The organism is Oligella ureolytica DSM 18253 (assembly GCF_000373745.1).
Taxonomy (GTDB): domain Bacteria; phylum Pseudomonadota; class Gammaproteobacteria; order Burkholderiales; family Burkholderiaceae_B; genus Oligella; species Oligella ureolytica.
The window spans coordinates 58,305-65,746 of sequence record NZ_KB892282.1; the positions used below are offsets into that span (position 1 = coordinate 58,305).

General features: G+C 43.2%; 7 protein-coding genes. 5 read left to right on the top strand and 2 right to left on the bottom strand.

The genetic code is table 11. The features are described 5' to 3' along the window. The first annotated feature begins 120 nt into the window (after nt 1-120). Nucleotides 121-1,440, top strand: a complete 1,320-nt coding sequence (locus B092_RS0101980) for an MvaI/BcnI family restriction endonuclease (protein ID WP_026253540.1) — start codon at nt 121-123, stop codon at nt 1,438-1,440. Between the two features lie 129 nt (nt 1,441-1,569). On the opposite strand, the gene pyrE is transcribed toward B092_RS0101980, so the two are convergent. Both pyrE and B092_RS0101990 read right to left on the bottom strand, forming a co-directional pair. Beyond that, nucleotides 1,570-2,247: an orotate phosphoribosyltransferase gene (gene pyrE / locus B092_RS0101985; protein WP_018573571.1), complete on the bottom strand. Its 678-nt coding sequence runs from the start codon at nt 2,245-2,247 to the stop codon at nt 1,570-1,572. Between the two features lie 84 nt (nt 2,248-2,331). Then, nucleotides 2,332-2,970, bottom strand: a complete 639-nt coding sequence (locus B092_RS0101990) for an arylesterase (RefSeq protein ID WP_018573572.1) — start codon at nt 2,968-2,970, stop codon at nt 2,332-2,334. A 40-nt stretch (nt 2,971-3,010) separates the two neighbouring features. Here B092_RS0101990 and B092_RS0101995 point away from each other — a divergent pair, with 40 nt between their 5' ends. The 4 genes from B092_RS0101995 to B092_RS0102010 all read left to right on the top strand — a co-directional run. After that, a complete protein-coding gene (locus tag B092_RS0101995) occupies nt 3,011-3,706 on the top strand; it encodes an ABC transporter ATP-binding protein (protein ID WP_018573573.1) in 696 nt (231 codons plus the stop codon). Nucleotides 3,707-3,710: 4 nt separating this feature from the next. Next, nucleotides 3,711-6,200, top strand: a complete 2,490-nt coding sequence (locus tag B092_RS0102000) for an ABC transporter permease (protein ID WP_018573574.1) — start codon at nt 3,711-3,713, stop codon at nt 6,198-6,200. Between the two features lie 118 nt (nt 6,201-6,318). Next, entirely contained in the window at nt 6,319-7,119 is an 801-nt protein-coding gene (locus tag B092_RS0102005) for an exodeoxyribonuclease III (protein WP_018573575.1), read from the top strand. Between the two features lie 89 nt (nt 7,120-7,208). Then, nucleotides 7,209-7,442 (top strand): transposase (locus B092_RS0102010; RefSeq protein ID WP_018573576.1); only part of this gene is annotated, 234 nt, incomplete at its 3' end.

Sequence of the window (7,442 nt, forward strand, 5' to 3'; positions counted from 1 at the left end):
TACTTTGTAGTATTCAGTTTATTGGAGAGGGATTTGAATAGGCAATAATAGGATATGAATGTCCTTGCCATGGGTAAATAATTCTTACCTAATTTGAAAAATCACTTATGAGGGATAAAGTTGAGTATTTTAAATACGCTAGTAACACACATGCAGGCTCATGGTGCTAAGCGATTTTTAATTAAAAAATTAGCCAATAATGATAACTCAAAACAACAAATTTATTTAGGTAGCGATTTTGAAATTATCCGAATAATTCCATCAGGTGACATGTATGCAGATGGCGTAAGCAAAAAAGGTGCAATTTTTAAGGCACCAGTAGTTTTTTTTTGGATTGACTTAGAAGGCGAAGTCGATCGTGCTCCTAATACACAAATCATTTTTTATCCTAAATATCCTGAAACTCGTTTGTCTGGTTTTATTCAAGGTTCTAATAAAAATAAAAATATTGCACCTAGACAATTGATGCTACCTCCTACTCCAGAACAAAGAAATGAACGAGGGGATACTAATCGCTATTTGATCCTAGGAGTCAATGAGACAACGGTTTGGGCGCATTGCACAGCATGGACTGGTGAGCTGCATAGTGAAATAACGTTACTTCTTGAAAAGGAAGCAATTATACCGGTCACATCGGTATTTTTTGAGTTTTCCAAAACAGATGAAACAAGCGAAGAGAAACTACTATATAAACTCAAAGAGATTTATTTAAGAGGCCCAATTAATTCATGTCGCATGAATCCTCAAGGCGAAATTATTCCATATACAGCACAAAATGGCGCAGGATACACACTTGAAGCTCAGTTCGGCATTACGCCAAATGGTTTTAGTGATCCGGACTTCATGGATTGGGAATTAAAATCACATTCACATGGTGTGGTCACTTTGATGACACCAGAACCAAACATCGGTCTCTATTTGGCGAACTTAAAGGATTTTATGGATGCTTATGCTACTAAGAAACGTCCGGAACGCTTAGACTTTGCAAGTCGCCACTTGATAGATCGCCGCAATGAGAAATCCACCTTAACTATGTACGTTGAAGGCTTTGAACCTATCAAAAAAGAGATATTAGACCCTCAGGGAGGCTTGATGTTACGTGACGATCAAGGAAAATTGGCAGCAGGTTGGTCTTTTGAAAAGTTAATTGATCACTGGAAGAAAAAACATAATAACACCTGCTTTGTTAGTACAACAAAAATATCAACTACGCCACCACAGTATAGCTACGGGCCCGAAGTTACTTTAGCTAAAGGCACTGATTTAAAGATGTTCATCAGCGCATTATTCTTGAGTACCATCTATTATGATCCCGGCGTTAATATGAAGCTAATAAATGACAAATGGCGCTCCAAGAAACGCAATCAATTTAGAGTAAATTGGCGCAATATTGAAACCGTGTATAGCGAAGTTAAACAGGTTGATTTATCTTCACTGTAAATAAATAATTATTACTCTAGTACGCTAGTTAAACTATTGAGGCTTTTCAAGCATAAATACAAAAACGGGGTTCTGAGTGATTGTCACCAGAACCCCGTTTTATCGTTTTATATGGCTGTGAGACACTCACTAAGCGCCATATTTTTCGCGATAAGCCGCTACTGACGCCTCATGTTGAGTGAACTGCCCATCCTCTTCTAGTAACGTCATGATATCTTTTAGCGAGGCGATTGAAATGACCGGCAAACCATACTTTTGCTCAACCTCTTGAACCGCAGACTTTTCAGCAATCTCTTCGTGGTTACCGCCCTTTTCCATGCGATCTAATGCAATTAATACCGCGGCAGGTTTGGCTCCCTGTGCCTCAATGATATCGACTGAGTGACGCACAGAAGTACCGGCCGTAATCACATCATCAATAATCACAACCTTACCCTCTAAAGGCGCCCCTACTAACACGCCACCCTCACCGTGGTCTTTTGCTTCCTTGCGGTCAAAGGCATAAGGGATATCACGACCCTCTAAATCCGGATGATTTGATAAAGCAATGGCAGTGGCAGCAGCTAAACTAATGCCCTTATAAGCCGGTCCGAAAAGCATATCGAACTCAACACCGGAGCTAACCAATGCATCTGCATAAAATTTAGCCAAGACACCTAGGGACTTGCCACTATTGAATAAACCTGCATTAAAAAAATACGGACTCACACGGCCAGATTTAGTTTCAAACTGCCCAAATCGTAAAACCCCTTGCTCTAGGGAGAAACGGACAAAGTCACGACGTTGTTGCTGAGTATTATCATCCATAAATAGAAAATCACTTGGTCTTATTCGAAAGAAAACCATTATACAAGTCTTTACAATTTGACACTTAGCAATCCGAGAAAAAAACTAATCTCTCTGTAGAGCGGCTTCAATCAAGGGCCAAGCATTTTCCAATAACAAAGGCTGTGCTTCTACACGGGGATGAATACCATCCGTCTGCATCAAGACTTCCTCTCCAGCCACACCTTCTAAAAAGAAAGGTAGTAGGTCAATCTCATGTCGTTCCGCTACGCGTTGAAAATTAGCCTCAAACGCTTGACTATAACTAGTGCCATAGTTAGAAGGAATTTTCATACCGAAAAGTAAGGTCTCGGCTTCTGCTGCTAAACTCATCACCACTAAGCGATCCAAACTACGTTCAATCAGCGGCGGCGGTTGCCCACGCAAACCGTCGTTACCGCCTAACTCAATAATCACAATATCGGGTGTATGACTCTGTAGAAGATTAGGCAAACGATTGATCGCACCAGCCGCCGTCTCACCGCTCATGCTACTATTAATGACCTTGTGCTGACCCGGAAACGTTTGCTCTAGACGCTGCTCTAATAGACTGACCCACGATTGCTCAACTTCCATACCGTAGCCTGCACTAATACTGTCACCTAAAATCAGTATACTTTTTGCTTGTACTTTAGTTAACGCACTAAATAACAAGAGGCAAAGTAGTAAACTGCCTAACACTATTCGTATATAGGATTGACCCATCCAACCATCTCCGACCGAAAATTACTCACTGGGACCTTTTATGCTACATCAATCACCTGACATCGTGATTAACACGGTGGGACTGAATCACCGCATTCTCACCCCTGAGCGAGAGCTGCATGTCTTACGTGATATTAACCTACAAATTAGCGCAGGTGAACAAGTAGCAATAACCGGTCGCTCCGGCTCGGGCAAATCCACTCTTTTAGGCTTATTAGCAGCTTTAGATAGTCCCAGCGAAGGTGCTATTTATCTATGCGGTCATCCGGTACATCAACTTCAAGAAGAGGCGCGTGCAGCCCTCCGATTACAGCATATCGGTTTTATTTTTCAATCCTTTCAACTGCTACCGTATTTAAGTGCTTTAGACAATGTCATGCTACCCATACGCTTGCTAGGCAACGTTAATGTTAAATCAGCCAAAGAGCAAGCATTTGCCATGTTAGAGCGGGTCGGTTTAGATAAACAAAGTCAACAGATCCCTAAGGTCCTCTCCGGCGGCGAACAACAGCGCGTAGCCATTGCCAGAGCACTAATCCTACAGCCTCAAATTGTGTTTGCGGATGAACCCACAGGCAATCTTGACGGTGATACAGCCAATGACATTGAACGCCTATTTTTTGAACTCAATAAAGAGCAAGACACCACCCTGATTGTCGTCACTCATGATCTTGATTTAGCAGCCAAATGCCAACGTCGCTTAGATTTACAAGACGGTCACTTGGTGGAGGTATAGCTAAATGCATCGCTATTTTTCTCTATTTAGCGTACTCCTAAAACAAAGCCTGGGCTCAGGCGCTTTGCTACTTGTTTTCATCGCCCTCTCCCTAGCCATTAGTGCAACCACCGCTTTACGCTTTAGCCAGCAACAAATTCAATACTCCATCGCCCAACAATCAGCACAATTACTTGCCGCTGACCTAGTCATTAGCTCCTCTCGTCCCATTGAACCACAATGGCAAGCCCATGCTCAGAAGCATCAACTGACGACATCCAATAGCATCCTATTTAATAGCATGGCCATGGCTAATGATGAATTTGTTTTGGTTAATGTCAAAGCGATTGAACAAAACTTTCCTCTGCGTGGTGAATTGCAAGTTTCCGATAGCTCCTCCTCACCGTTACAACAACTAGAAAGCGGCCAACTATGGCTCAGCCCCATTCTCTTTGAGTTACTGGAGATACAGTACGGTGATGAAGTACAAATTGCTGATGCAACGTTTACGGTCAAAGGTGCCATAAAAAAAGACAGTAATCAACAAACCGGTTTTGCCGGCTTTTCTCCCACCGTTATTATTAGAGCCGACGAAGTCGAGCGCACCAATGCCATTCAATTAGGCAGTCGCCAAAACTATCGCCTATTACTAAGCGGCGAACCTAGGCAGCTCCAGACTTTTTTAGCAGAACACGAAGCAACACTAAGATCCTATGAGCCCGGTGGAGCGGCAGCTGATTTGGAGGTAGGTGCTTTACGTCTTCTAAAATCAAGTGAAGGCATCTCGCAACTGGTTGAACCAATGCAGCACCTACATCGCTTTATGCAGTTGGCTAACTTACTGACCTTGCTTCTCTGTGGTATAGCCATCGCACTCTCAGCCCATCGCTACGTTGCTCAAAACCAAGACCATGTGGCCATGTTGCGCTGTCTCGGCGCCTCTCGCCTTCAACTACTTGGTTCATTTGCCGCTCTACTATCCTTAGTTGCTGTAGTAGCCACACTTATCGGCATGATCTTGGGCATCATTTTCGGCTATACATTATTAAAATTGGTCGTCCTGCTCCTACCACAAATTGAATTGCAATTTGCACTACGTGAATTGATTTATGGCCCCTTGCTCATCGCTGCCTTTACCTGCACATTGATGTTGGCAGGCTTTATTATGCCGGCTATTTATCAGTTAAGCGCTATGCCGCCAATAAATGTGCTTCGCCCTGTCCAAGGATCGATAGTCAGTCGGCGACTTTTAGCATCAACCGCCATGCTCAGCTTATTCATCTTTGCAATGAATATCAGCACTGATAGAGTGCTGAGCTTTGCAGTGATGTTAGGCATATTTACCATTGCCTTGGTATGTTATGCTGCCATCTGTGTATTACTGATTGCTGTTAAAAGAGTTTTTAGCAGTACCGAGCATTGGTTACGTCAACCCGCTAAAACCGCCATACAAGTGACAGCGCTTGCTTTGGGTCTCAGTTTATTGACGGTACTCTTTTTATTGCGCGGTGATTTATTAGATCGTTGGCAAGATCAGCTTCCTGAAGACACTCCTAACCTTTTTGTCATGGGCCTTCCACCGTATGAACGAGAAGGCTTTGAGCAATTACTTAAGGAACACCAATGGGCTGCTGATCCCTTATATTCCTTTATTCGTGGTCGTTTAGTTGCTCATAATGGACAGCCTTTTGATCAAGATGTCATCGACCGTAGCAATACCCTGCGCCGAGAGTTGAATTTAACTCAAAGCGGCGTCTTTCCTGATAACAATCTGTTTATCGCCGGCCAAGCTGAATTCACCGGACCTAATCAAGTGTCCGTTGAAGCAGAAAATGCCAATGAACTTGAGCTAACACTAGGAGATACACTACGCTTCGACCTACCGGACGGTACAATTGACGTCGAGGTAGTCAGCTTCAGGCAAGTACAATGGGAGAGCTTCAGTCCAAATTTCTTTTTTGTTTTCTCGCCGGGCACCATGGGGCAAGATAATGCGTCTTACTTAGGCAGTTTTTATCTCCCTCCCGCTGACAAGTCGCAACTCGGCGAACTTATTCGTCACTATCCCACGACCCTCTTTATTGATGTCGATGCGGTGTTGACACAAGTGATGGATATCGTGCAGATGATTGCTAAGGTGATCAGTTATTTAGCTATTTTAGTCATGGTTGCCGGCTTGCTTGTACTCTTAGCCAGCCTTAACTTGTTAATGGATGAGCGGCGTACGGAAGTCGCCCTATTAAGAGTCATCGGCTTATCACAACGAAGGATCCAACGCCACTTAACATTAGAATTGGCCTTTGTTGGGATGGCTGCGGGCTTCGTCGCTATATTATTTGCCGAGATCATTACCGCCATTACCGCTCACCACTTTAGTTTGAGCTGGCACGCCCATTTTGTTTATTGGTTACTATTACCGTTATGCATGGCTTTCCTCTGCGGGGTTATCGGTCGCTATCGTTTACGCCGCTTATGGTTACAAGCTCCGCTACAAAGTTTAAAAACCACGGATTAAAAAACCAAGGGAAAACCCTGTATTGATACAATGATGACAATTAATCGAGATTATATTTAATACATTTTATCTTGGTCATTTTGTACAAAATCAATCATTTTACAATTAAAGAATTCTTATGCTAAAAGTTACCTCCCTTAATATTAACGGCATCCGTGCCGCCGAAAGAAAGGGTTTTTTTGAATGGATGGACACGCACGATGCTGATATATTGTGCTTACAGGAAACAAGAATTAGTGACGCTGATATAAAAGAGCATATGCGCAACCGCGAGGGTTATAAAAGCGCGTTTAATCCGGCAGAAAAAAAGGGATATAGCGGCGTTGCTTTGTACTACAAAGGCAATCCTGACATTTCTGTCGGCATGGGCTGTGATGAGTTTGACCCTGAAGGTCGTATCATTCAAGCCACCTGGGATGATTTGACCATTGTCAGCGCTTATCTACCTTCGGGCTCCAGCAGCGAGGAGCGTCAGGCAGCTAAATTCCGTTTCTTGGATAAGTTCGGTCCTTGGATTGATGAGATGATGCAACATCATCGTGACACAGGACATGAGTATATTATTTGCGGCGACTGGAATATTGCTCACAAAGAAATTGATATCAAAAACTGGCGTGGCAATTTGAAAAACTCCGGTTTTACCCCGGAAGAGCGTGCTTGGATGACTCATTTATTTGAAGAGCGTGGCTTTGTTGATGTTTTTAGACAACTCAACCAAGAGGCGGACCAATACACTTGGTGGAGTAATCGTGGACGTGCTTGGGATAATAACGTCGGTTGGCGTATTGACTACCAAATCAGCACACCGGGCATTGCAGCAAAAGCGGTAAGTACTGAGATTTACAAAGCAGAACGCTTTTCAGATCATGCTCCGCTGACTGTGTTGTATGACCTTCCCAAAGAAAAATACATCGGCTAAACACTAACTAGCCACAATTTGATCCTCTCTATGTCAGGATAGTTGTCACCCTCTAAATTTAAATCAAGAGAGCGGTAAGGATACTATTTATGGGCCGTTATTCACTAGAGCGTAAGAACGCAGTGATCAATAAATTTCATAGTGACAACACATTGAGTCTTAGCGAACTAGCTAGGCAAGAGAGCATTCCTACCTCAACCCTTTATAATTGGCTGAAACAAGTCAATTTAGTAGGTAATGCCATGTCAAAAAAACGCAATTCGGATAACTGGTCTGCTGAGACCAAGCTGGCGACTGTGATAGAAACCGCCTCGCTTTCGGAG

Coding starts and splice junctions, on each gene's coding strand:
- pyrE (WP_018573571.1), bottom strand. CDS start 2,247: ATGGATGATAATACTCAGCAACAACGTCGTGACTTTGTCCGTTTCTCC.
- B092_RS0101990 (WP_018573572.1), bottom strand. CDS start 2,970: ATGGGTCAATCCTATATACGAATAGTGTTAGGCAGTTTACTACTTTGC.
- B092_RS0101995 (WP_018573573.1), top strand. CDS start 3,011: ATGCTACATCAATCACCTGACATCGTGATTAACACGGTGGGACTGAAT.
- B092_RS0102000 (WP_018573574.1), top strand. CDS start 3,711: ATGCATCGCTATTTTTCTCTATTTAGCGTACTCCTAAAACAAAGCCTG.
- B092_RS0102005 (WP_018573575.1), top strand. CDS start 6,319: ATGCTAAAAGTTACCTCCCTTAATATTAACGGCATCCGTGCCGCCGAA.